At 74.1% G+C, this 22,633-nt stretch carries 15 protein-coding genes and 1 pseudogene; 5 read left to right on the top strand and 11 right to left on the bottom strand.

Features of this window, described 5'->3' with window-relative positions; all coding sequences use genetic code 11:
• Window positions 1–2 precede the first annotated feature (2 nt).
• Both ABZW30_RS05445 and ABZW30_RS05440 read right to left on the bottom strand, forming a co-directional pair.
• The gene (locus ABZW30_RS05445) at window positions 3–2,294 is read right to left on the bottom strand and encodes a DUF5682 family protein (RefSeq protein WP_355669699.1); all 2,292 of its coding nucleotides are present in this window, start codon (window positions 2,292–2,294) and stop codon (window positions 3–5) included.
• A 73-nt stretch (window positions 2,295–2,367) separates the two neighbouring features.
• The gene (locus ABZW30_RS05440) at window positions 2,368–3,450 is read right to left on the bottom strand and encodes an AAA family ATPase (RefSeq protein ID WP_355669698.1); all 1,083 of its coding nucleotides are present in this window, start codon (window positions 3,448–3,450) and stop codon (window positions 2,368–2,370) included.
• A 200-nt stretch (window positions 3,451–3,650) separates the two neighbouring features.
• On the opposite strand from ABZW30_RS05440, the gene ABZW30_RS05435 reads away from it, so the two are divergent.
• Both ABZW30_RS05435 and ABZW30_RS05430 read left to right on the top strand, forming a co-directional pair.
• Window positions 3,651–4,943: an SWIM zinc finger family protein gene (locus ABZW30_RS05435; protein ID WP_355669697.1), complete on the top strand. Its 1,293-nt coding sequence runs from the start codon at window positions 3,651–3,653 to the stop codon at window positions 4,941–4,943.
• 67 nt (window positions 4,944–5,010) lie between these two features.
• Complete coding sequence (locus ABZW30_RS05430) at window positions 5,011–6,621, top strand: DUF5691 domain-containing protein (RefSeq protein WP_355669696.1); 1,611 nt, start codon at window positions 5,011–5,013, stop codon at window positions 6,619–6,621.
• An 80-nt stretch (window positions 6,622–6,701) separates the two neighbouring features.
• On the opposite strand, the gene ABZW30_RS05425 is transcribed toward ABZW30_RS05430, so the two are convergent.
• Complete coding sequence (locus tag ABZW30_RS05425) at window positions 6,702–7,109, bottom strand: cobalamin B12-binding domain-containing protein (RefSeq protein ID WP_355669695.1); 408 nt, start codon at window positions 7,107–7,109, stop codon at window positions 6,702–6,704.
• Window positions 7,110–7,447: 338 nt separating this feature from the next.
• Between ABZW30_RS05425 and ABZW30_RS05420 the strand changes: the two genes are divergently transcribed.
• Window positions 7,448–8,236 carry a M23 family metallopeptidase gene (locus ABZW30_RS05420; protein WP_355669694.1) on the top strand — a complete coding sequence of 263 codons (789 nt, stop codon included), beginning with the start codon at window positions 7,448–7,450 and terminating at the stop codon, window positions 8,234–8,236.
• Here ABZW30_RS05420 and pcrA read toward each other — a convergent pair.
• The 3 genes from pcrA to ABZW30_RS05405 all read right to left on the bottom strand — a co-directional run bounded on the left by pcrA (window position 8,233) and on the right by ABZW30_RS05405 (window position 13,132).
• The gene (gene pcrA / locus ABZW30_RS05415) at window positions 8,233–10,893 is read right to left on the bottom strand and encodes a DNA helicase PcrA (protein ID WP_355669693.1); all 2,661 of its coding nucleotides are present in this window, start codon (window positions 10,891–10,893) and stop codon (window positions 8,233–8,235) included. The genes ABZW30_RS05420 and pcrA overlap by 4 nt on opposite strands.
• Window positions 10,894–10,995: 102 nt before the next feature.
• Window positions 10,996–11,673 (bottom strand): response regulator transcription factor, encoded by a 678-nt coding sequence (locus ABZW30_RS05410; RefSeq protein WP_355255707.1) that lies wholly within the window; start codon window positions 11,671–11,673, stop codon window positions 10,996–10,998.
• The gene (locus tag ABZW30_RS05405; RefSeq protein WP_355669692.1) at window positions 11,666–13,132 is read right to left on the bottom strand and encodes a PspC domain-containing protein; all 1,467 of its coding nucleotides are present in this window, start codon (window positions 13,130–13,132) and stop codon (window positions 11,666–11,668) included. The genes ABZW30_RS05410 and ABZW30_RS05405 overlap by 8 nt, the downstream gene beginning before the upstream one ends.
• Before the next feature lie 134 nt (window positions 13,133–13,266).
• Between ABZW30_RS05405 and ABZW30_RS05400 the strand changes: the two genes are divergently transcribed.
• Together ABZW30_RS05400 and ABZW30_RS05395 are read left to right on the top strand one after the other, a co-directional pair.
• On the top strand, window positions 13,267–14,694 hold the full coding sequence (locus ABZW30_RS05400) for a PspC domain-containing protein (RefSeq protein ID WP_355669691.1): 1,428 nt from the start codon (window positions 13,267–13,269) through the stop codon (window positions 14,692–14,694).
• The gene (locus tag ABZW30_RS05395) at window positions 14,691–14,900 is read left to right on the top strand and encodes a hypothetical protein (protein ID WP_355669690.1); all 210 of its coding nucleotides are present in this window, start codon (window positions 14,691–14,693) and stop codon (window positions 14,898–14,900) included. The genes ABZW30_RS05400 and ABZW30_RS05395 overlap by 4 nt, the downstream gene beginning before the upstream one ends.
• Window positions 14,901–14,908: 8 nt before the next feature.
• Here ABZW30_RS05395 and ABZW30_RS05390 read toward each other — a convergent pair whose 3' ends face one another.
• The 5 genes and pseudogenes from ABZW30_RS05390 to ABZW30_RS05370 form a co-directional block, all read right to left on the bottom strand.
• On the bottom strand, window positions 14,909–15,193 hold the full coding sequence (locus ABZW30_RS05390) for a Rieske (2Fe-2S) protein (RefSeq protein WP_355669796.1): 285 nt from the start codon (window positions 15,191–15,193) through the stop codon (window positions 14,909–14,911).
• A gap of 246 nt (window positions 15,194–15,439) precedes the next feature.
• Window positions 15,440–15,862: pseudogene (locus ABZW30_RS05385) on the bottom strand (DoxX family membrane protein); the annotation flags it as partial.
• A 302-nt stretch (window positions 15,863–16,164) separates the two neighbouring features.
• On the bottom strand, window positions 16,165–17,760 hold the full coding sequence (guaA, locus tag ABZW30_RS05380) for a glutamine-hydrolyzing GMP synthase (RefSeq protein ID WP_355669689.1): 1,596 nt from the start codon (window positions 17,758–17,760) through the stop codon (window positions 16,165–16,167).
• Between the two features lie 1,025 nt (window positions 17,761–18,785).
• The gene (locus ABZW30_RS05375) at window positions 18,786–20,657 is read right to left on the bottom strand and encodes a hypothetical protein (protein ID WP_355669688.1); all 1,872 of its coding nucleotides are present in this window, start codon (window positions 20,655–20,657) and stop codon (window positions 18,786–18,788) included.
• A gap of 141 nt (window positions 20,658–20,798) precedes the next feature.
• Window positions 20,799–22,604 (bottom strand): GMC family oxidoreductase, encoded by a 1,806-nt coding sequence (locus ABZW30_RS05370; RefSeq protein ID WP_355669687.1) that lies wholly within the window; start codon window positions 22,602–22,604, stop codon window positions 20,799–20,801.
• Window positions 22,605–22,633 lie beyond the last annotated feature (29 nt).

Below are 22,633 nucleotides of genomic sequence, written 5' to 3'. Positions count from 1 at the left end.
GGTCAGGTGTTGCGGCCGGTGGCCTGGCGCGGGATCGTCGGGCGGACGCCCAGCAGCACGGCCACCACCGGCACGGCGGCGTCGGCGCGGGCCCGGTCGAGTTCGCCGGCCGTCTCGGGCGCCGCCGGGGCCGCGCCGAGCGGGCCGGCCGCGACCCGGCCGCCGATGGTGGTGCGCACGCCCGCCTCCAGTCCGGCGAAGGTGCGGCGCAGCAGCGGCAGGACGTCGGTGAACACCTCGGCGCTGACACCGGTGAGCCACTCGTCGAGCAGGGCGAGCAGTCGGGGGTCGTGCAGCAGCAGGGCGCCGCCGCCGGCGAGGAAGCCCTCGACCCAGCCGGCCGCGTCCGCGGGGGCGCTGGCGACGGACAGCACCAGCCGCAGTCGGCGGCCGGCCTCCTCGGAGTCGAGCCGACCGTCGTCCAGCAGCAGCCGGACGGCGCGGCCGCGCAGCAGGCCGGGGGCGCCGGTGGCCGGTCCGCCGGCGGGTTCGCGGCGGGCCAGCGATTGCAGCGCGGCGGCCCAGCGGTCGGCCAGGCCGTCCGGGGCCGCGGCGTCACCGGAGTCGATCAGGGCGATCGCGCCGTGGACCTCGTCGATCCGGGCGCGCATCGCCGCCGCGCTCTCCGCGTCCAGGCCGACGCAGGCGGGCGGCAGTCCGACGCAGACCCGTTCGGCCAGGCCCGCCGCGGCCTCGGCGAGCGCGCCGTGGTCGGTGCCGCGCACATCGCCGTAGCGCAGCGCACGGACCAGCGCGGGCAGCGCGCCGGCGAGGTGGGCGACATCGGTGTCCAGGGCCGCGCAGTCGGCGAGCACCCGCATCACGGCGGGCAGCGCGCCGGACAGCCCGGCCAGCAGGCAGGTCTCCACCAGGCCGGTCAGCTCGGCGAGTTCGACGGCGGCGCGGGCGGTGCCGACCGCCTTGCCGACGGCGGCCTCCTCGACCGTGGTGCCCCACTGGGCGGCCTCGGCGATCCGGACCGCGAACTCGGGCTGCCAGCACAGCCGCCAGCTCTCCCGGAAGGTGCCGGTGGAGGCGACCGAGGAGCGGGCGGACACACCCCACTCGACGCCCAGCAGCCGCAGCCGGTGCAGCAGTCGGGAGCGGGCGGCGTCGGTGTCCTTGCGCAGGTCCAGGTCGAGGTCCTTGGGCGCGGCCTCGGGCTTGAGGCGCAGTGAGCGCTGCAGCCGGGCGAGGTCGCGCTGCAGCGGCACCGCCGGTGCGGCGTCCGGGACTTCGCCGAGCTCGTCGCCGACCACCAGGCGGTCCCGGACGAGTTCCAGCGCGACGTCCGAGCCCTCGCAGAGCACCGCGCGGACGGCGTCCAGGGTCTCGGTCAGCCCGGCGAGCGGGCGGCCGCGCAGCACCGCGAGGGTCTCGGCGAGCCGGACCGCCTCGATGACGTGCGCGGAGGAGACCGGGTGGTCCTCGGCGCGCAGCAGTTCGGCGGCCCGGGTGAGCCAGCGCGGCACCGGGTCGCCCTCGGTGGTGAACAGGTGGTGGTACCAGCCGGGTGACTGGATGCCCGCGCCGTAGCCGGTGGCCTGGGAGAGCCTGCGGTGCGTCCACGGGATCCAGGTGATGTCCGCCTTCACCTTCTTCGGCAGTTCCGCGAGCAGCGCCCGGTCGTGGGCGACGGTGGGCATCACCGCCAGCGCGGGGACGTGGAAGGCCCCGCACACCACGGCGATCCGGCGGTGCCCGGCGCGGCGGGCGGCGCGGATCTGCTGGCGCATGTACGCCTCGCGCAGCAGGTCCCGGCGGGACTCGCCGAGGCCCTCGGCACGGAGTGCGCCCATCGCCTCGGCGACGGCGGCGAAGGGCGCCAGCGCGTCGGTGCCGGGGGCGCGGTGCTCGACCACGTCCTCCCACCAGCGCTCGGGGTCGTCGTGCCCGGCGGCCTCGGCGAGCAGGGCCATCGGGTCGGCGGGCGGCTCGTCGGCGTCCTCGTCGGCGTCCTCGGCGGTGGGCGCGAAGCCGCACCCGGCGGGCAGGTCGATGAAGCGGACCGGCAGGTCGTGCTCCACGCCGTACCGGATCGCCACCCACTCCGGGGAGAACTCGGCGTACGGCCAGAAGGCGGCCCGGGCCGGGTCGTCCACCGCGTGGGCGAGCAGGGCGACCGGCGGGACGAGGTCCTTCTCGGCGGCCAGGTGGACGATGCCGTCGGCCTCCGGCGGGCCCTCGATCAGCACCGCGTCCGGCTGCCACGTCGCCAGCGCGGCGGCCACCGCCCGGGCCGAGCCGGGGCCGTGGTGCCGGATGCCCAGCAGGGCGACCTCGACCTCGCTCATGCCCCCACCTCGCTGCGCTCGGCAGGCGCTGAGCGCAACGCGCACCTCTTAATGGTTCGCTCGCTTCGCTCGCTCACGCCCCCACCTCGCGGGCGGCGCGGTAGAAGTCCTTCCAGCCGTCGCGCTCGCGCACCACCCCTTCGACGTACTCGCGCCACACCGCCTGGTCGGCCACCGGGTCGCGGACGACGGCGCCGAGAATGCCGGCCGTCACGTCCCCGGCGCGCAGCACGCCGTCGCCGAAGTGGGTGGCCAGGGCCAGGCCGTTGGTCACCACCGAGATCGCCTCGGCGGTGGAGAGGGTGCCGCTCGGGGTCTTCACCTTGGTCCGGCCGTCCACGGTGATCCCGGCCCGCAGCTCGCGGAAGACGGTGACCACCCGCCTGATCTCCTCGGCGCCGCCGGGCAGTTCGGGCAGTTCGAGGGAGCGGCCGAGCTGGTCGACCCGGCGGGTGACGATGTCGACCTCCTCCTCCAGCGAGCCCGGCAGCGGCAGCACCACGGCGTTGAAGCGGCGGCGCAGCGCGCTGGACAGCTCGTTGACGCCGCGGTCGCGGTCGTTGGCGGTGGCGATCACGTTGAAGCCGCGGACGGCCTGGGTCTCGGTGCCCAACTCCGGTACGGGGAGCGTCTTCTCGGACAGGATGGTGATCAGGCTGTCCTGCACGTCCGCCGGGATGCGGGTCAGCTCCTCGACCCGGGCGATCTTGCCGTCGGCCATCGCCCGCATCAACGGCGAGGGCACCAGGGCGTCCCGGCTGGGGCCGTGGGTGAGCAGCTGGGCGTAGTTCCAGCCGTACCGGACGGCCTCCTCGGGGGTGCCGGCGGTGCCCTGCACCAGCAGCGTGGAGTCCCCGCTGATCGCCGCGGCCAGGTGCTCGGACACCCAGGTCTTGGCGGTGCCGGGCACGCCGAGCAGCAGCAGCGCGCGGTCCGTCGCCAGGGTGGTGACGGCGACCTCCACGACCCGGCGCGGGCCGATGTACTTGGGGGTGATCGCGGTGCCGTCGGGCATGTCTCCGCCGAGCAGGTAGGTCGCCACGGCCCACGGCGAGAGCTTCCAGCGCTCGGGGCGCGGGCGGTCGTCCTGCGCGGCCAGCGCGGCCAGTTCACCGGCGAAGGCGTCCTCGGCGTGTTGCCGCAGAACGTCGGTCATCGAGACTCCTTCGGGTCGGCCGCCGGGCACACGGGTGGCCCGGCGACGGGGTGATCGGGGGGGAGCCAGGTCGGCGTCACGGCCTGTGGGAACCAGCCTGCAACGCACCACTGACAACGGCTGACAACGGCTGACGACGAGCGGACGGACGCCGGACGGACAGTCAGCCGCTGTCAGTGCCGCCGCCTACCGTCGGTCGCATGGAGGAACGCTGGAGCACCGAACACGTCCTGTCCCTGGCACCTGACGCCGCGTCGCGGAAGGCCGCGGGCAAGCTCTCCTCGCCCGCGCCCTGGTCCGGGACGGGCACCGACGGCGCCGCGCTCTGGGGCGAGTGCCGGGGCAGCGGTCGGACGCCGTACCGCACCGTGATCGAACTCGCCACGCCCGCCTACCAGTGCAGCTGCCCCAGCCGGAAGTTCCCGTGCAAGCACGCGCTCGGGCTCCTCCTGCTGTGGAGCGGCGCCCCCGAGGCCGTCCCGGCCGGCGAACCCGCCGACTGGGCGGCGGACTGGCTCAAGAGCCGCCAGGAGCGAGCCGAGAAGCGAGCGGCGCCCCCGGCCGATCCGGAGGCCGCGCGCCGCCGGGCCGAGCGGCGCGGCGCCCGGGTCGCGGCCGGCGCGGCCGAGCTGCGGCTACGGCTGGCCGACCGGGTCCGGCACGGCCTGGCCGACCAGTCCACCGCCGGGCCCTGGGAGGAGGTCGCCGCCCGGATGGTCGACGCGCAGGCCCCCGGACTGGCCACCCGGGTACGGGAGTTGGACACCCTGCCGCAGGAACGGATGCTGGAGGAGTACGCGATGCTGCACCTGCTGGCCACCGCCGCCACCCGGATCGACGAGCTGCCGCCCGAGCTGGCCGCGACCGTCCGCGCCCGGGTCGGCTACACCCTGGACGCCGCCGAGGTACTGGCCGGGCCCACCGTCCGGGACCGCTGGCTGGTGCTCGGCAGCCGGGACACGTCCGACGAACGGCTCACCACCCGCCGGCTCTGGCTGCGCGGCGCCAAGACCGGCCGCCACGCCCTGCTGCTCGCCTTCGGCCGCCCCGGCCAGGCCCCCGACCTCGCCCTGCCCACCGGCCACCTGCTGGAGGCCGAGCTGGCCTACCACCCCGGCGCCCGCCCGCTGCGCGCCGCCCTGGGCACCCGCTACGGCGTGCCCGGGCCCGGCCCGGCCGGCGCGCCCGCCGGGCTCACCGTCGCCGAGGCGGTGGCCGGGTACGGCGCCGCGGTGGCCGACGACCCGTGGCTGGACGGCTGGCCGACGCTGCTGGCCGAGGTCGTCCCGGTCCGCACCCCGGACGGCTGGCACCTGACGGACGGCCACCACACCGTCCCCGTCCGCGCCTCGGCCGTCCCGGAGGCGGCGCTGTGGCGGCTGGCCGCGGTCTCCACCGGCCGCCCGCTGACGGTCTTCGGCGAGTACGGCCACCAGGGCTTCGCCCCGGTCACGGCCTGGACCGCCGAGCACCGCCCGGTCGGCCTCACTTAGGCGTGTCTTGCGGATCCCTGCCGGGCCCGCCCAGATCCACGAGACACGCCTCACCTAGGAGCACCGAATGACGATCACCCAGGACCCGTGGGAGACCCTGCGGACCAGCGCCCTGCTCGGCACCGACCGCCGCCCGGTGCCGGCCACCGCCCTGCCGCTCGCCGACGCCGTGGACCCGAGCGACCCGGCCACCGCCCTGCTGGAGCTGGCCGCGCTGGCCACCGTCCGCCGCCGGGCCGGCGCGCTGCCCGTGCCGGCCGTCGAACCGCCCGGCCCGCCCGCGCCCGAGGACACCCGCCCCGAGCTGCCCGAGGCCGCCGCCCGCCGACTGGCCGTACTGCTCGCCGGGCGCACCGGCGGCAGCGGCACCCTGGCCAACCTGGCCGAGCTGCTGCCGCAGTGGCTCGCCACCGCCCGCGCCCAGGGCCTGCGGCCGCCCGCCCCGCTGATACCCGGGCTGCTCGACACCGCCCGGGCGCGCAGCGAACTGCGCTCCGACGCCGTCGCGTTGGCCGGCCCACCGGGCCGCTGGCTGGCCGAGCAGAACCCCGACTGGCGGTTCGTGCTGCGCACCGCCCCGCCCGAGCCGGCCGGGCGGCCGGACGACCCCACCGACCACCGGCTCTGGCACGAGGGCCTGTTCGCCGAGCGGGTCACCCATCTCACCCTGCTGCGCCGCAGCGACCCGGCCGCCGGGCTGGAGCTGCTGCGGAGCACCTGGTCCACCGAACGCGCCGAGGACCGGCTGCTCTTCCTGGACGCCCTGCAGGACGGCCTCTCCCCCGCCGACGAACCGTTCCTGGAGACCGCCCTCGGCGACCGCAGCAAGAACGTCCGGGCCACCGCCGCGGAACTGCTCTCCACCCTGCCCGGCTCCGCGCTCGCGCTCCGGATGGCCGAGCGGGCCCGGGCCGCCGTCCGCCTCGCCGACAGCGGCACCCATCTGCTGGTCACCCCGCCCGTCGAGTGCGACGAGCGGATGCAGCGCGACGGCATCGCCCCCAAGTCCCCCACCGGGCGCGGCGAACGGGCCTGGTGGTTCGGCGAGGTGGTGGCGGCCGCACCGCTCGCGACCTGGTCGCGGAGCACCGGCCTGACGCCCGAGCAGCTACTCGCCCTGCGGGTCGGCGACAGCGTGGACGAGACCAGCAGCAGCTGGGCCGACGACCTGCGCGAGGCCTGGGCCCGCGCCGCCGTCCGCCAGCACGACGTCGACTGGGCCCGGGCACTGCTCGGCCCGGCCCCGGTACCGCCCGCCCGCGGCGCCGGACGGGCCCGCGCCCAGCGGGCCACCGGCGCCCCGGCCAAGCTGCTGGCGGTCCTGCCGCCCGAGGAGCGGGCCGCCTGGACGGCCGCCTTCATCGAGGTGCACGGCCTGGGCGAGGCCTTCCAACTGCTCGGCGCCTGCGCCGCCCCGTGGACGCCGCCGCTGTCCACCGCCGTGGTGACGGCGCTGGCCCGGGCCGCCGCCTCCGGCGCGTACCCGTGGAGCCACAGCGGGGTGCTCGGGATGACGGAGCGCGCGCTCGCCCCGGAGACGGCCGCCGCGGTGGAGGATCTGGCCGCCGGGGCCGCCCCCGACTCCGCCTGGTCGGAGACCTTCGCCCGGCTGGCCGGGACGCTGCGCTTCCGGGCCGCGATGCTGAATGAGCTGAGGCCGACCGACCCGGCGCCCTGAGCCGCTCGCCCGACGCGCGTCCCGAGCACGGCGGAGCGGGCCGGTCCGCACCGGGACCGGCCCGCTCCTCGCGTCCGGGTTCAGCTGGCGGTGCGCAGGTTGGCCTCGACCCAGGCCACCACGTCCCGGGTGGGCGTGCCCGGGGTGAAGATGTCCGCGACGCCCATCGCCTTGAGTTCGGCGATGTCCTCGTCCGGGATGATCCCGCCGCAGAAGACCTTGATGTCCTCCGCGTCGCGCTCCTTCAACAGCTCCAGCACCCGCGCGCACAGCGTCATGTGGGCGCCGGAGAGGATCGACAGCCCGATGCCGTCCGCGTCCTCCTGGATCGCGGTGTCGACCACCTGCTCGGGCGTCTGGTGCAGCCCGGTGTAGATGACCTCCATACCGGCGTCGCGCAGGGCGCGCGCAATGACCTTGGCACCACGGTCGTGACCGTCGAGCCCCGGCTTGGCGACCACCACACGGATCGGCCCCGACACACTCATCACTGCCTCCTGGACCTCGTCGTCCACCATCCGACCGGACCTCGTGGGCCCACGGGTGCGGTTAACGCTCGATAACCAACCAACCTGAGGGGAGATTAGCGCCACCCGGCCCGGATGGTCGCACCGCCTCCCAAGAGGAGGGCAAAGTCACAGCCCCAGGCCTTGCTACCAGTGGGTACACCCCTCCGCGGACCGTCCGTACAGACACCGGCCAGACCCCCGGCCGCCCCCTTGACAACCGGAGGTTTTTCCGGGGTGTCGGCCTTGCGGCTACAGTCACGGCTGTTTTCCCTCTCGCCCGACGACGTGCCCGAGGCCCACCGAGGAGGCAGCCCCCGATGGCTCCCGAAGCAGCCGCCCGCCCGACCCGTGCGGAGCTGCGCCTCGCCGCCCGCGAGCAGTCCCGCGCCCAGCGCCGCGGCGCCGCCAAGGCGGCCACCCGGGCCGCGCTGTTCCGGGTCGCGGTCCCGTCGGTCGCCGCACTCGGGGTCGCCGGGGCCGCGGCCGTCACGGTGGTCCATGAGCAGGCCGACCGGGTGCCGCCGCAGGCGACGGCGGCCGACACCCCGGACGACACCGCCGCCCGGCAGGCCGCGCAGCAGGCGGTCGCGGGCGACGGCCAGGCCCAGGCCTCGCGCGGCGACGCCCGCCAGCCGCTGGCCGGCGCCCAACCCGCCGACGCCCAGCCCACCGACACCCCGACGGCCCAGCCGACCGCGGAACCGGCCAAGCCCAAGGTGGTCATGCCGGTCGCCCAGCACGGCCTCGGCGAGCTGTTCGGCGCGGCCGGCACCCACTGGGCCAAGCTGCACACCGGCATCGACTTCCCGGTGGACGGCGGCTCCGAGGTCTACGCCGTCACCGACGGCACGATCCGCACGCAGTGGAACCCGTTCTACGGCTACATGTCGATCCTGAAGATGAACGACGGCACCGAGGCCTGGTTCTGCCACTTGCGCGCCTACAAGGTGCGCAAGGGCCCGGTGAAGCAGGGCGACGTGATCGCCTTCGTCGGCAGCAGCGGCAACAGCACCGGGCCGCACCTGCACTTCGAGATCCGGCCGCCGGGCAGCGGGCCGGTCGACCCGCTGCCCTGGTTCCTCGCGAACGGACTCGATCCGCGCTAGAGCTTCTCGACGGGCGCGTAGCGCAGCAGCAGCTGCTTGCGCCCCTCCGAGCCGAAGTCGACCGTGGCCTGCGCCCGGTCGCCGAAGCCGGTGACGCCCACCACCGTGCCCAGTCCGAAGGTGTCGTGGGTGACCCGGTCGCCGACCGCGAGCGAGACGGCCTCGCGCTCCACCACCTTGCCGGCGCGCCGCGCCGACTGGCCCCAACCCGCCTTCGGTGAGGCGGCCGCCGACGAAGACCCGGCGGAGCGCGAGCCCCCGGACGAGGACTTGCCCCAGGACGAGCCCGAGGAGAAGCCGCGCTGGACCGGCGCCTGCGCCGCGCCCGTCCGCTTCCACTCGACCAGCGTCTCCGGGATCTCCTCCAGGAACCGTGAGGCCGGGTTGTAGGCCGGCTGCCCCCAGGCGCTGCGCAGCACCGAGCGGGTCAGGTAGAGCCGCTCGCGGGCGCGGGTGAGCCCCACGTACGCGAGCCGACGTTCCTCCTCCAGCTCCTTGACCTGGTTGAGCGCCCGCATGTGCGGGAAGATCCCGTCCTCCATGCCGGTCAGGAAGACCACCGGGAACTCCAGGCCCTTGGCGGTGTGCAGGGTCATCATCGTGATGACGCCCTGCCCCTCCTCGTCCTCGTCGGGACTTCCTCCTTCGGTCCCGTATTGCTTCGCATCCGGGAGCTGATCCGAGTCGGCGACCAGCGCGACCCGCTCCAGGAAGTCGGCCAGCGAGCCGACCGGCGGCGCGCCCTCCTCCCCGGCGTCCGGCCGCTCGCCCGGGTCCTGCTCGTACTCCAGGGCGACGGAGGCGAGCTCCTGCAGGTTCTCCACCCGGGTCTCGTCCTGCGGATCGGTGGAGGCCTGGAGTTCGGCCAGGTAGCCGGTCTCCTCCAGGACGGCCTCCAGCACCGCCGCCGGGCCCGCGCCCGACTCGACGACCTGGCGCAGCCCGGCCATCAGGGTGTTGAACTTCTTGACCGCGTTGGCCGAGCGCGCGGCCATCCCGTACGCCTCGTCCACCCGCAGCAGCGCCTGGGCGAAGGAGATCCGCTCCCGCGCGGCCAGCGCGTCGACCATCGCCTCGGCCCGCTCGCCGATGCCGCGCTTGGGCACGTTGAGGATCCGGCGCAGCGGCACGGTGTCCTCCGGGTTGGAGAGCACCCGCAGGTACGCCAGGACGTCCCGGACCTCCTTGCGCTCGTAGAAGCGCACCCCGCCGACCACCTTGTACGGCAGGCCGACCCGGATGAACACCTCCTCGAACACTCGGGACTGGGCATTGGTGCGGTAGAAGATCGCGACGTCGCCGGGCTTGGCCTCGTCCTTGTCGGTGAGGCGGTCGATCTCGTCGGCGATGAACTGGGCCTCGCCGTGCTCGTCGTCCGCGACGTAGCCGACCACCTTCTCGCCGTGCTCGCCGGCCGTCCAGAGCTTCTTCTCGCGCCGGTTGGCGTTGCGCTCGATGACGGCGTTGGCGGCGCTCAGGATGGTCTGGGTGGAGCGGTAGTTCTGCTCCAGCAGGATCGTGGTCGCGTTCGGGTAGTCCTCCTCGAACTGGAGGATGTTGCGGATGGTCGCGCCGCGGAAGGCGTAGATCGACTGGTCCGCGTCACCGACCACGCACAGCTCCGCCGGCGGCACCTCGGCCAGGCGCCCGGCCGCCGGGTTCACGAGCTCGCCGTCCACGGTGCGCTTGGGGGCGTCGGCCACCGAGCCGCCGGTCAGCTCGCGGACCAGCGTGTACTGGGCGTGGTTGGTGTCCTGGTACTCGTCGACCAGGATGTGCCGGAACCGGCGCCGGTAGTGCTCGGCGACGTCGGGGAAGGCCTGCAGCAGGTTCACCGTCGTCATGATGATGTCGTCGAAGTCCAGCGCGTTGGCCTCGCGCAGCCGCCGCTGGTACAGCGCGTACGCTTCGGCGAGCTTCTTCTCCATCGGGTTGGCGGCCTGGTCGGCGAAGGTCTCCTCGTCGATCAGCTCGTTCTTGAGGTTGCTGACCTTCGCCGTGAAGGACTTCGGCGGGAACTGCTTCGGGTCCAGGTCGAGGTCGCGGCAGACCAGCGACATCAGCCGCTGCGAGTCGGCCGAGTCGTAGATCGAGAAGCTGGAGGTGAAGCCCAGCACCTTGGACTCGCGGCGCAGGATCCGCACACAGGCGCTGTGGAAGGTGGACACCCACATCGCCCGGGCGCGCGGGCCGACCAGCGCCTCGACGCGCTCGCGCATCTCGCCGGCAGCCTTGTTGGTGAAGGTGATCGCCAGGATCTCGCCCGGCTGCACCCCGCGGGCGCCCAGCAGGTACGCGATCCGGTGGGTCAGCACCCGGGTCTTGCCGGAGCCTGCGCCGGCCACGATCAGCAGCGGCGAGCCCGCGTGCAGCACCGCCTCGCGCTGCGGGTCGTTCATCCCCTCCAGCAACTGCGCCGGGTCCACCACCGTCCGGGCGGCGCCGTTGCGGTACCAGGCGTCCCGCTCGGCCTCGGCCGCGTGGTCGGTCTGGAACAGCCCGGCCGGGATGGCCTCCTCGTACGCGTCGTACGGGACGTCGTCCTCGTACGGCGGGGGCTCCTCGTCGACGGCGTCGATGGGTGCGGCGGGCTGCTTCGACCCGGCGGCGGGTGCCTCGAAACCGGGGAGCGGGAGGTCGTCAAAGAGGCTATTCATGGCACTGACGAGTCTATGGCCACCCACGGACAAGCCCGCCCGCCCGGAGGAAACAGGGCGGGCGGGCTCACCGCGACATTCGACGGCACCCGGCTGACGGGCTCAGACCAGGCGGCGGGCGGTGGCCCAGCGGGTGAGCTCGTGGCGGTTGCTGAGCTGGAGCTTGCGCAGGACGGCGGAGACGTGGCTCTCGACGGTCTTCACCGAGATGAAGAGCTGCTTGGCGATCTCCTTGTAGGCGTAGCCGCGGGCGATCAGCCGGAGCACCTCGCGCTCGCGCTGGGTGAGGCGGTCGAGGTCCTCGTCCACCGGCGGGGTGTCGGTGGCGGCGAAGGCGTCCAGGACGAAGCCGGCCAGCCGGGGCGAGAAGACGGCGTCGCCGTCGGCGATCCGGAAGACCGCATTGACCAGGTCGGTGCCGGTGATGGTCTTGGTGACGTAGCCGCGCGCACCGCCTCGGATGACGCCGATGACGTCCTCGGCGGCGTCCGAGACGGACAGCGCCAGGAACTTCACCCCTCCCTGCTCGCCCATCACGCCGACCGAGCGGCGCAGCACCTCGACGCCGCCGCCGCCGGGCAGGTGGACGTCGAGCAGCACCACGTCCGGCCTGGTCTCGGCGACCACGCGGACCGCCGAGTCGACGTCGTCGGCCTCGCCGACCACGTCGATGCCGGTCACCTCGGTACGGCCGATCTCGGCCCTGACCCCCGTCCGGAACATCCGGTGGTCGTCCACCAGGACGACCCTGGCCGTGCGCTCCGGCGCTGCCTCAGTCATTCGTTCTCTCCATCTCCAGCTCGACCTCGGTGCCGCCGCCCGCCGCCGGCCGCACCCGAGCGGTGCCGCCGTTGCGCTTCATCCGGCCGATGATCGACTCCCGTACGCCCATCCGGTCCTCGGGCACCGTGTCGGGGTCGAAGCCGGGGCCGTGGTCGCGGATGAACACCGACACCGTCCTCCCCTCCACCTCGGCGTAGACCTGGACCGGTCCCCCGCCACCGTACTTGGCCGCGTTGACGGTCGCCTCCCTCGCGGCCTGCATCTGTGCCGCGATCCTCTCGTCCATCGGGCAGTCGCCGACGATCACCAGCTCGACCGGGACGCCGTGCCGGTCCTCGACCTCGGCGACGGCGGCGCGCAGGGTCTCCGCCATGGTGTCCGGCGCGGCCTCGGCGGCGGCCTCCGGGCGGTACAGCCACAGCCGCAGCTCACGCTCCTGGGAGCGCGCCAGCCGCAGCACCTCCTTGGGGTCCTCGGCCCGACGCTGGATCAGGGTCAGGGTGTGCAGCACCGAGTCGTGGATGTGCGCGGCGATCTCGGCGCGCTCCTGGGCGCGGATGCGGGCGGTGCGCTCGGCGCCGAGGTCCTGCCACATCCGCAGGCCGTACGGGCCGAGCAGCACCAGCACGCCGGCCAGCACCGCGAGGGAGGCCTCGATCACCGAGCCGAGCGTGGAGCCGCTGCCCTGCATGGCGAGCAGCGCGATGGTGCCGGCCACCGCGAGCAGCACACCGGCGCCGACCCGGGTGTAGGCGCCGCGGCGCCTCTCGCCCTCCTCGATGCCGAACCAGCGCTGCCAGCGCGAGTCGTCGGCCTGCCGCCAGACCAGCGCGACGCCGACGCCGATCGCCAGCAGTGGCCAGGTGTACGGCTTGGCGGTCTGCACGCCGAGCACGTTCAGCAGGGCGATCAGGCCGATCACGACCATGACCAGGGCGGCGAGCTGGCCGATGCCGCCCTGCCCGGTCTTGGCGGCGGGCCGGTCGGCGGACTCGCCCTCGGCGGCGGGCGCGGCGACCGGCTCGCCCTGGAGGGCGTGCTGGAGCAGTTCACGCAGCCGGCCGACCCAGCCGCCGCCGGGCTTGGTCAGCGGGGTGCCCGGTCGCAGCCAGGCCGAGGTCGGTATGTAGACGCCGTTGACGTTCACCCAGTGCGTGCCACCGCGTTGCGAGGGCTCGCCGATGCCGATCGGCACCACGAACCAGAACGCGGCGTACAGCAGCGCACCGATCCCCTGCGCGAAGAACAGCAGGACGAAGGCGAGCCGCACCCAGCGGACCGGCAGCCCGAGGTGCACCGCCAGCCCGTGTGCGACGCCGCCCAGCATCCGCCCCTGCGGGCTGCGGTAGAGCCGACGGTACGGCGGCCGTCCGCTGTCGGGCGCGTTCGGGTCGCCGCCGGCCGACGACGTGGTGTCGGGGGCGAGGGGTCGGGGATCGGTACCGGGTGCTGCCACGTCACCGATGGTTCCACGCGGGTGGCCGCGGGCGCATCAGGGTGTGTCCCTAACGTCTATCAGGGACAAGTCAGGGTACGGGCAGGGCCGGACCCGGTTGGGTCGGACCGCCCCCTGCCGGAAGGATGGTGCCCATGACCGAGGACCACCGCATCCAGGAGGCCGGGCCCGCCGCCCCGCCGGAACCGGACCGCCCCCCGCTGACCCGGGCCGAGCACCACCGCGTGGTGGCCGGCGTCTGCGGCGGCCTCGGGCGGCATCTGGACATCGACCCGGTGGTCTTCCGGGTGGTCACCGTGGTGCTCTGCCTCTCCGGCGGCCTCGGACTGTTCCTGTACGGCCTGGCCTGGCTGATCATCCCGACCGAGGGCGCCACCGGCGGCAAGGGCGGGCGCACCGAGCTCCAGCGGGTGCTCACCGGCCGGGTGGACGGCCAGTCGGTCGGCGCGGTGCTGCTGACCGTGATCGGCACCGGGGTGTTCTTCTCCTCGATGGGCGACGGCGACCAGCAGTTCCCGCTGCTGCTGCTCGGCGGCCTGGTCTTCCTGGCGGTGCGCTACGACCCGGAGCGCCGCCGCGGCCGGATCCGCGGCCGCCGGCGCGGCGGCCCGTACGACCGTCACTTCCCCGAGACCGACGGCCACACCTGGCCGCGCCCGCCGCAGGACGAGGCGGCCCGCGCCCAGCACGCCGCCGACCAGGCCGCCGGGAAGGTCCCCGCCGACTCCCCCGGCCCGAGCGGCTACCTGTGGGACCCGCGCCACCCCGAGCGCAACCCGTACGGCGACGCCGTCCCCGCCTCCTCGACCACCACGCCCCCGTTCGGTACGAAGGTGCCGCCGCCCGGCAGCCCGGCCCAGCCCTGGTGGCAGCGCACCGACCTGCCGGAGGGCGACCCGCTGCGCAAGGAGCGCCCGGAGCGCCGCCGCGAACCGGCCGTCGTCCGGCGCCCCAAGGAGCGCTCGGCGCTCGGCTTCTTCGGCTTCCTGCTGGCGATCGGCGCGGCCACCGCGGTCTGGTCCGCCTCGGTCGGCCACACCGACGTCACCAAGCTGAGCACCGTGGTGCTGGCCACCGGGCTGCTGGTGGTCGGCCTGAGCCTGCTGCTGGCCGCGAAGTTCGGCAAGGCCCGCAAGCTCGCGGTGCTGGGCCTGCTGGTCACCCTGGCGCTGACCTTCGTCGGCCGCTCGCCGCACTCCGTGCAGGACGCCGTCGGCGACCGCTCGTGGACGATCACCTCGGCCGCCGAGCTGAAGGACCGCTACGACCTCGGCGCCGGCGAGATCCGGATGGACCTGGCCGGGCTCGACCCCGCCGGGACCACCCTCGCCACCAAGGTCGACCTCGGCGCCGGCCAACTGACCGTCACCCTGCCGTCCGACGTCACGGTGAACCTGGTGGCCCGGGTCGGCCTCGGCAACATCAACGTCCCGGGTGACCAGAACAACGGCGCCGGCCGGCACACCTACGTGCTCAGCCCGCCGGTCGGCCACCCGTCCAAGGGCACGCTCGACCTCGAACTCGGAATCGGCATCGGCGACATCAAGGTGGTCCAGCAGTGAGGAAGCACCGGCTCGACCTGTTCTCGCTGATCGCGGGCGGACTGTTCACCGTGATCGCCGTCAGCTACCTGGTGGCGGCGCTCAACGACGAGACGGTGAGCGGACGGATCGTCGTCCCGATCACGTTCCTCGTGCTCGGCGTCGGCGGCCTGGCCGGCGCGGTCGTGGCGGTGGCCCGGCGCAACCGGCCCGATCGTGAGGACTGAGGGAGCGCTCAGCTCTGCAGTGGGCCCAGGGTCAGCTTGTCCCCGTCCTTGCTGACGGTGTACCTGGGCAGCGGCTTGACCGCCGGCCCGTTGACCACCGCGCCGGTCGCGGCGTCGAACCGGGAGCCGTGGCAGGGGCAGTAGAGCTGGCCGTTCTTCGGGGCGTCCACCGCGCAGCCGGAGTGGGTGCACACCGAGGACAAGCCGCAGTACTGCCCGGCCTTGGGCTGGACGATGTAGACGGCGTCCCCGCTGGCCGGGTCCTTGACCTGCGCGGACCCGCCGACCGGCACGCTCGCTGCGGGCACCGAGGGGGCGGGCGCCGTCGCGGCGGACGCCGTCGCGACGGGGTCCGCCGCGGCGGGGGCCGGGTCTGCGGACTGCTTGGGGGCGGCCTGCTTGTTCCGGCCGAAGGTCCGGGTCAGCGAGCCGGTCAGCAGCCCGGCGCCGCCGATCGCGACCGCCGCGATCCCGCCGTCCACCAGCGCCCGGCGCTTGACGTGGTCCTCGGTCAGCCCGCGTTCCCGGTCCCGCCCGGCCCGGCCGGCCAGATAGCCGTCCACCGACAGGTACGGCGTGCCGGCCAGCAGCAGCGGGGTCCAGGCCATCAGGTAGGCGAGGTCGTTGCCGAGGTAGTACGGCGAGACGCTCCAGCTGACGGTGAGCCAGAGGCTCAGGTTGATCAGCGCGCCGCCCAGCGCCGCGACCCGCCCCCAGAGGCCGAGCAGGGTGCCGAGGCCGACCGCCAGCTCGCCGAAGGCGACCGCGAGGGAGAACAGGGTGGGCGCGTGGAGGGCCGGGCCGAGCAGGAAGGAGATCGGGCTGCCGCCGGCCTTGGCCGCCTGGGTCTGCGAGACGAACGAGGCCGGATCGCCCGCGCCGGCCAGGAAGTGGGAGTCGGAGAGCTTGTCCAGGGCGGCGTAGACGAAGGTGACGCCGAGGAAGATCCGCAGCGGCAGCAGCGCGTACCCGGACGCGAGCGCCCGCCGCTGGGCCGCCCGGTCGTCCCGGTCGTCCCCGCCGGACGCGCCCCCGTCCACCGCCACGGAGTTGCTGGCCTCCGACATCCCTCACACCTTCCTTCGCGGCCTGCCACTCCCTGACAGGTCCGGTCCGCATTCTGCCCGCTCCTGCACGCTTTCGGTGGGACGTCCCCCCGGGAGGACCAGACGTCCCACCCCGGGGAGCAAACGGCCGCGCCGCCGCTCCCCCATACGGGAACGACGGCGCGGCCGTTCAGCACCGGCTCAGCGGCGCGGGAGTGCTACTCCCACTCGATGGTGCCCGGCGGCTTGCTGGTGACGTCGACGACGACGCGGTTCACGTCGCGGACCTCGTTGGTGATCCGGGTGGAGATCCGGGCCAGCACGTCGTACGGCAGGCGCGACCAGTCGGCGGTCATCGCGTCCTCGGAGGAGACCGGACGCAGCACGATCGGGTGACCGTAGGTGCGGCCGTCGCCCTGCACACCCACGCTGCGGACGTCGGCGAGCAGCACGACCGGGCACTGCCAGATCTCACGGTCCAGACCGGCCGCGGTCAGCTCCTCGCGGGCGATCGCGTCGGCGTCGCGGAGCAGGTCCAGACGCTCCTTGGTGACCTCGCCGACGATCCGGATACCCAGACCCGGGCCCGGGAACGGCTGGCGCTGGACGATCTCCTCCGGCAGGCCGAGTTCCTGGCCGACCATCCGGACCTCGTCCTTGAACAGCTTGCGCAGCGGCTCGACCAGCTGGAACTGCAGGTCCTCGGGCAGGCCGCCGACGTTGTGGTGGGACTTGATGTTGGCGGTGCCGGTGCCGCCGCCGGACTCCACCACGTCCGGGTACAGGGTGCCCTGGACCAGGAAGTCGACCGACTCGCCCTGCTCGCCGGCCTCGGCGATGATCTCGGCCTGGGCCTGCTCGAAGACCCGGATGAACTCACGGCCGATGATCTTGCGCTTCTCCTCGGGGTCGGTGACCCCCTTCAGCGCGTTCAGGAAGCGCTCGGAGGCGTCGACGACCTTCAGCTGGACGCCGGTGGCGGCCACGAAGTCCTTCTCGACCTGCTCGGTCTCACCCTTGCGCATCAGGCCGTGGTCGACGTAGACGCAGGTCAGCCGGTCACCGATGGCCTTGTTGACCAGGGCGGCCGCGACCGCGGAGTCCACACCGCCGGACAGGCCGCAGATCGCGCGCTTGTTGCCGACCTGCTCGCGGATCAGGGCGATCTGCTCCTCGACCACGCTGCCGGTGGTCCAGGTCGGGGCGATGCCGGCGCCGCGGTAGAGGAAGTGCTCCAGGATCTGCTGGCCGTGGTCGGAGTGCAGCACCTCGGGGTGGTACTGGACGCCGTACAGGCGGGCCTCGTCGTTCTCGAAGGCCGCGACCGGGACCACGTCGGTGGAGGCGGTGACGGTGAAGCCCTCCGGGGCGGCGGAACAGGCGTCGCCGTGCGACATCCACACCGAGTGCTGCGCCGGGACGCCCTCGAACAGGGTGGAGCCGGCGCGGGAGACGGTCAGCGGGGTGCGGCCGTACTCGCGGGCGCCGGTGTTGTCGACGGTGCCGCCCAGGGTCACGGCCATCAGCTGGAAGCCGTAGCACATGCCGAAGACCGGGACCCCGGCCTCGAAGATCGCGCGGTCGATCTGCGGGGCGCCCTCTTCGTAGACCGACGACGGGCCACCGGAGAGGATGATCGCCTTCGGGTTCTTGGCGAGCATCTCGGCGACCGGCATGCTGCTCGGCACGATCTCGCTGTAGACCCGTGCCTCACGCACCCGACGGGCGATGAGCTGGGCGTACTGGGCACCGAAGTCGACCACCAGGACGGTGTCGTTGTCCGGCGCGGACTGGACGGGAATTGCAGAGGACACAGACGGCCTTCCGGCAGCGGTATCGAGGTGTCGCGCTGAACCGCCTCCCCGACGGGGGCTGCGGCGGCGGACGGGTGTGGGTGTCTGAACACCGATTCTACCGGGCTGTCCGGTTTCACTCGTCTGCCCGTCCAAAGGACCGTGACCGGGCGGGCCCTCGCTTCGTTGCTTCTGACAACCGTACGGCCGCGCCGCGTCCGCCAGACGCGCCGGCTCCGCCCCCGACCGGGGGCACCGCCGTACGGGCTGCAGGACCACGCGTGGAGCTTCACCCCCAGTCCACCGGCGCATGTGGCGCCGCCACCCCGACCGGTCGGGGAGCGCGGCTCCGTGGGACCGTGCGCGGGTGCCGCGGCCGGCCAGCAGGGGACAGCGACCCCGGCCGCGACTGGGCCGAGAGGTGGGGCGGCCGGCCTCCGGGGACGCCCGGGACCGGCCGTCGCACCGACGGTTCACTCCGGGCACGCCCCGGGCGCACACCCCTCGTCGTCCCGCGCTGCTACGCGCGTCCCCGTGCGCCGCAACCACTTCGACCACTACACACCGTGATCATTCAGCGCGGTGTCTGCCGTAAATGGACTGTGCCGAACTGTGCCGAATCGGTTGCAGAGCAAGCCCTTCGTCCAGCACGATGCTCGGTGTGAACGGTTCTCCCGGCGGCCGGCAGGCTCATCGCGGAGGTCCGGACCGATGTCTCCGCCGCCGCCGCGCGGAAGGCGACAGCGGTTTTCACTTCACGCTCCGTGAGCGTGGGCCCGGCGCAAACCTGCGCGCCGACCCGCCGTCGTACGGGCGTGCGCGCCCCGCTCCGCCGGCCATCCACGCCGGAGCCGCGAGGACGCGACCCGAAGCCAACCGACACGACGGCGCTCCTCCCCCGGCGCCGTCACCTCCAGCACCGGCGCAGCCCTGACGCCGATGCTGAGCGACAAAGGGCCCCGTTCCCCCGCGGGGCCCTTTGCCCTTTCCGGCTCCCTACGGCGCTTTCCGGCCGTTTCGGCTGCTCCCGGGGTTTCCGGCCCGCCTCAGGGGTGGTCGCGCCACACGCTCGGATCGACCGGCTCCTCGGGCGGCCGCGGCGCGTCGGCGGGCAGCGGCGTCCCGGCGGCGGGGGTGGCCGGCGCCTCGTGCGAGCCGATCACCTCGCTCACCCCGGCCCCGAGCACCTCCGGCGGCGCGTCCTGCGGCCTGCCCTGCGGCGCGGCGTACGGTGCGGCGCCCTGCGGCGGCACGCCGACCGGGGGCATACCCTGCGGCGGCATGCCCTGCGGCGGAACGCCGTACGCCGGCCCGGTCGGGTACGGCACCTGCGGGGGCACCGCCCCGTACGCGCCGGGTGGCGCCGCCCCGTACGGAGCCGCGGCACCCCGGCCACCGAGCGCCGCCATCGCCGCCGGCACCAACACCGCCCCGACCACGGCCCAGACCGCGTTGGCCACCAGCACGCTGAGGAACACCAGGCCGACCGAGTTCTCCTCGGACATCTCCGAGCGGACCGAGGAGGTCCAGCCCGCCATCGACACCGTCCTGGTCAGCAGCGCGCCGGCCACCGTCATCAGCAGGGTCAGCACCACCGTGTACACGGCCGCCAGGCGCAGCCGGTCGGCCGCGTCCAGCTGCCGCCGGTACGCCGCCCAGCCGAGCAGGAGGGCCGCGACCACTGCCGCCAGACCGCACCAGCGCCAGTCGGCGGACGCGTCGTGCAGATCGAAGAAGGAGAGCTCCACCCCGCTGCTGCGGTTGCCCCATGTCGTGTCGCCGCTGGTCGTCCTGACGTGCGCCGAGAAGGTCGCCCCCGAGCCGAAGCCGAGCAGCTGGAGGCCGAGGTTGGGCAGGAACGCCAGCGAGACCGCGGTCGTCGCACCGTTCTCGGCGTTCACCGCGACCAGCACGAAGGCCGCCACCGATGACAGGGCCACCGACAGCGCCAGCGCCTGGCCGGCCGTCAGCGCGGCCAGCGCCCAGCCGCGCACCGACCGGCTGCGCCAGGCGGCCCAACGCAGCGCGTCGGTGCCGTAGACGGCGAAGGCCAGCAGGAAGGCCAGCAGGGCGGTCCATCCGACCGCCTCCAGCCAGGTGCTGTCCGCGGTGATGCCCATCGCGCGGCTTCGGCCGCCGGAGTCGGAGTAGTCCGGGAAGCCGGAGTAGCCGCCTGGCCGCCCCGGGTTCCAGTCGGTGCCCGCGAGCAGGCCGAGCAGCAGGGTGACGGCGGCCAGCACCACGGCGCTGCGCAGCGCCTCACCGGCGGCCTGGGTCCGGGTCAGCTGGGTGCCGTCGGCCTTGCGCCGGCGCAGCCTGGCCCGCAGGCCGAGCCAGAGCGCCAGCGCCCAGAACACGGTGACGGTCAGCGGCAGGACCCGGAAGGTGAGCTCCATGCCCTCCTGAAGGGAATGGCCCGACGAGCCCGTGTTCGCGCCGATCCGGAACGGTGCGCCGAGCGCGTTCAGGGCCATCGCCAGCGCCGCGCCGAAGCGGTCGCCGAAGTCGGGCGGGGCGTAGGCGCCGTCGTAGTCGTAGTCGCCCGGGACGGCCGCGATCAGAGCCGCCACCAGCAGGACGACGGTCGGCCCGATGGCCGCCACCAGCGCGGGGCGCCAGTTCGAACCGGCCAGCCAGCGCAGCACGGGCGACTGGGCGGTCTTCGGGTAGTACGGCTGCCCGGCGCCCCAACTGCCCACCGCGGGCGGGCCGCCGACCGGCGGGTACCCGGCGCCCTGGCCGGGCGGCGGGTAGTAGCCGGGCGGCGCGGTGGGCGGCTGCCCGTAACCGGGGGCGGTCGGCGGTACGGCGGGCAGGGCGACGGCGGTCGGCGACGGAGGTGCCGGCGGCCGACCGCACGAGCCGCAGACGGACGCCCCCTCCACCGAAGTCGCGCCGCACGATGCGCAGTTGGCCATGGACCGCTTTCCCCCCGCTCGACGAGTTCCTGGTCCCCCCAGGGAGCCCGTTTATCCCATCGGATCCGAAAGGCTGTCAACCGCGAAAGCCGCCAGGCGGGTTGGCCCCGACCTGGTCGGATCGGGGCCGCGCCCGCGGCCCTAGTCGCGCTTCTTCGGGACCTCCGGGACGGGCAGCAGCGGCAGCCGCAGCGCGCCGAACGCGCCCTCCGGTACGGCCGGTCGCACCGGCGCGACCGCGGTGACCGGGCGGTAGGCCTCGCCCGGGGCCGGACGCGGGTCCTCCTCACCCTTGTTGGGCCACATCGACATGGCGCGCTCGGCCTGCGCGGTGATGGTGAGCGAGGGGTTGACGCCGAGGTTTGCGGAGACGGCCGCGCCGTCCACCACGCTGATCCCGGGGTGTCCGTACAGCCGGTGGTACGGGTCGACCACGCCGGTCTCGGGGGCATCGCCGATCGGGCAGCCGCCGAGGAAGTGCGCGGTCATCGGGATGTCGAAGATCTCGCCGACGGTGCCGCCCGGGAAGCCGTTGATCTCGTCGGCCAGCGCCTGGGCGCCCTGCTCGGCGGCCGGGATCCAGGTCGGGTTGGGGGTGCCGTGGCCCTGGCTGGAGGTGAGCCGGGGCTTGCCGAGAGGGCCCTTCTTCAGCGAGACGGTGATCGAGTTGTCCAGCGACTGCATCACCAGACCGATGATCGTCTTCTCGGACCAGCCGCGCTGGTTCATCGAGCGGGCGAAGGTCACCGGGTGGAGCGCCGAGTTGCCCAGGTAGCGCAGCCAGCGCGGGGTCCTCCCACCGCCCTTGACCTGGGCGATGGACAGCGCGCCCATCGCGTTGGAGCCCTTGCCGTAGCGGACCGGCTCGATGTGGGTGTTGGCGTCCGGGTGGATCGAGGAGGTGATCGCGACACCCTTGGTGAAGTCCGCCTTGCCGCCGTAGCGCCGGTCGGTGGTCTGCGCGCCCACCAGCGCCTCGGAGTTGGTGCGGGTCAGCTCGCCGAGCCGGGCGGAGATCCGGGGCAGGTGGCCGGAGGCGCGCATCCGGTGCAGCAGCGACTGGGTGCCGTAGGTGCCGGCCGCGACGACCACCCGGGCGGCGGTGATGGTCCGCGCGCCCGCCTTCGCCGGGTCGGTCTTCGACCGGGAGTCGGTGCGCCGCACGTCCACCGCGTAGCCACGATTCCCACGGGCGTCGCCGTGCTCACGGATCCGGGCCACCGTGGTGAGCGGGTGGATCTCGGCGCCGCCCCGCTCCGCCAGGTACAGGTAGTTCTCGGTGAGCGTGTTCTTGGCGCCGTGGCGGCAGCCGGTCATGCACTCGCCGCACTCCACGCAGGCCTTGCGGGCCGGGCCGGCGCCGCCGAAGTACGGGTCGGCGATCTCCTCGCCGGGCGCCGCCTTGGCCGTACCGTCGGTGTCCTTGCCGTCGCCGAAGAAGACCCCGACCGGCGCCATGTGGAAGGTGTCGCCGACGCCCATCCGCTCGGCGGCCGCCTTGAGGTGGACGTCCGAGGGGGTGACGGTCGGGTTGAGCCGCACCCCGAGCATCCGCTGCGCCTGGTCGTAGAACGGCGCCAACTCCTGCTGCCAGTCGGTGATGTGGCGCCACTGACGGTCCTCGAAGAAGGCCTTCGGCGGCACGTACAGGGTGTTGGCGTAGTTCAGCGAGCCACCGCCGACCCCGGCGCCGGCCAGGATCAGCACGTTGGCCAGCAGGTGGATCCGCTGGATGCCGTACAGCCCGAGCTGCGGCGCCCACAGGTAGTTCGGCAGGTCCCAGGAGTTCCGGGGCAGTTCGTCCCGCTCGAAGCGCCGCCCGGCCTCCAGGACGGCGACCCGGTAGCCCTTCTCGGTGAGCCGCAGCGCCGCGACCGAACCGCCGAAGCCGGAGCCGACCACGACCACGTCGTAGTCGAACTCGGCCGCACCGCCGGACTCCACCATCTGCCACTGCTCCTTCGAGGGTCGAACCT

It is taken from the genome of Kitasatospora sp. NPDC004669, assembly GCF_040609455.1.
Classification (GTDB): Bacteria; Actinomycetota; Actinomycetes; order Streptomycetales; family Streptomycetaceae; genus Kitasatospora.
This window is presented reverse-complemented; position numbering and strand designations above follow the sequence as displayed.